The following is a 2,021-nucleotide window of genomic DNA, read 5'->3' as shown; positions in this document are numbered from 1 at the left end:
TGACGACGATCCGGTCGCCGGTCGCCTCCACACCGAACGCGCTGAAGATGTAGCTCAGATCGATGAAGCGCAGTGTCATGGCGATCACGTCGCGGAGGGTGGGGCTGGACAACAGGGCGTATCCGAGGATCCCGAAGGTGGTCAACCGATAGGCGGCCCCGACTTCCGCGGCGAGCGCGGGGCGGTCACCAGCGGCGGCGCACAGGTTGCGGATCGCGGCGAGCTCCTGCGCCGGGGCCACCAGCAGATCGGGGGTCGCGAGCTCGGCGGGACTGAGACCGACCCCGCGCAGGATGGTCCCCGCCTCCACGCCGAGTGCGCCCCCGGCCTCGACGAGCACACCGATGCCGGTGGCAGAACGCGGGAAGTCCCAGTGCGCTACCGCGGGGCGGTCCCAGGAGGTCATGGCCGGAATTATGGATTATTCGTCCGGGAAAGTCTGTGGCCACGCCGGGCCGACCCCATACGGTCGCACCATGACTTCCTCCGCCTCACCCGCGAACAGCACCCGACGGCGCCCGCGCGTCCTCATCATCGGCGCCGGATTCGGTGGCCTCGGAGCCGCCTACGAACTCATCCGAGACGACCTCGCGGACGTGACGATCCTGGAGAAGGCCGACGACGTGGGCGGGGTGTGGCGGGACAACACCTACCCGGGAGCGGCCTGTGACGTGCCGTCGAACCTGTACTCGTACTCGTTCCACCGCAAGACGGACTGGGGCCGCCGCTACGCCGAGCAGCCGGACATCCTGTCCTACATCCGCGAGACGGCGGACCGGTACGGCCTACGGGACAGGGTGCGCACGGGGATCGAAGTGACCTCGGCCACCTTCGACGAGGACACCGCCACGTGGACGGTGCTCACCGCCTCCGGCGAGTCGTTCGAGGCCGACGTGCTGGTCCCCGCGATCGGCCAGCTGTCCAGGCCGGCCTACCCGAATATCCCCGGGTTGGACTCCTTCGCGGGCCCGTCGTTCCACTCCGCCCGGTGGCGGCACGATGTGGATCTCACCGGCAAGCGGGTCGCGGTGCTCGGTACCGGAGCCTCGGCGATCCAGTTCGTTCCCCGGATCCGTGAGGCCGCGTCCCACGTGACGGTCTACCAGCGCTCGGCGCCGTGGGTGGTTCCCAAGCCCGACCGGGCCTACACCGACGCGCACCACACCGCGTTCGCCCGTGTCCCCGGCCTCGTCCCCGCGATGCGCGGGGCGATCTGGGAGACCACGGAGGCCATCGGCCTGGCCCTGACCTCCGCTCGTCCACTGGCGCGGATCCTCAGCGGGCTGGCCAAGGCCAACCTCAGGCTGACCGTCCGGGACCCGGAGTTGCGCGCCGCACTCACCCCCACGGAACCGATCGGGTGCAAACGGATGCTGTTCAGCAACGAGTGGTACCGCGCGCTGGCCCAGCCGGACGTCGACGTGGTGACCGACGGCGTCGCCGAGGTCGTCCCAGACGGGATCGTCACATCCGACGGACGTCTGCACCCCGCCGACGTCATCGTCTACGGCACCGGCTTCAAGGCCACCGAGTTCCTCGCGCCCATCACCGTGCGGGGGCGCGGGGGCCGGGATCTGCACGAGCAGTGGCGTGAGGGCGCACGGGCGTACCTCGGGATGGCCGTCCCGGGCTTTCCCAACATGTTCCTGGTCTACGGCCCCAACACCAACCTCGGCAGCAGCTCGATCATCCTCATGATGGAACAGCAGGCCCGGTACATCCGTCAGATCGTCGAGGATCTGGCCCGTGCTGAGCGGCCCGTGGCACTCGAGGTGCGACGTGAGGTCGACGACGCCTACGACGCCGAGATCCTGCGACGCCTCGACGACTCGGTCTGGAGCGGGTGCGACTCCTGGTACAGGGTGGACTCCGGAAGGGTCACCACCAACTGGCCCGGGTTGGTCCACGAGTACCAGCGCCGGACCCGCACCGCGGACACCGCCGACTACGAGACCGTCGCGCCGCGTCGCTCGGCGGAGTCGGCGGCGGTCTGATCGCCCGCCCGGCGCCCGGTGGCGCCG

Annotated in this window: 2 protein-coding genes; one reads left to right on the top strand and one right to left on the bottom strand. The window is 70.0% G+C overall.

All coding sequences use genetic code 11. The annotated features are described in order from the left end of the window. The coding region (locus tag G6020_RS11905) for an AraC family transcriptional regulator ligand-binding domain-containing protein (RefSeq protein WP_182610776.1) at positions 1-406 on the bottom strand (406 nt) is incomplete at its 3' end. 70 nt (positions 407-476) lie between these two features. Between G6020_RS11905 and G6020_RS11900 the strand changes: the two genes are divergently transcribed. After that, positions 477-1,994, top strand: coding sequence for an NAD(P)/FAD-dependent oxidoreductase (locus G6020_RS11900; protein WP_182610775.1), 1,518 nt, complete (start codon positions 477-479; stop codon positions 1,992-1,994). Positions 1,995-2,021 lie beyond the last annotated feature (27 nt).

It is taken from the genome of Dietzia sp. B19 (assembly GCF_014145155.1).
Lineage (GTDB): Bacteria > Actinomycetota > Actinomycetes > Mycobacteriales > Mycobacteriaceae > Dietzia > Dietzia natronolimnaea.
Note: the sequence above shows the minus strand (reverse complement) of the source record. Positions and strands in the feature narration are given on the sequence as shown.

Excerpts from the sequence above, each read along its gene's own strand:
- G6020_RS11900 (WP_182610775.1), top strand. The coding sequence starts at position 477 with ATGACTTCCTCCGCCTCACCCGCGAACAGCACCCGACGGCGCCCGCGC.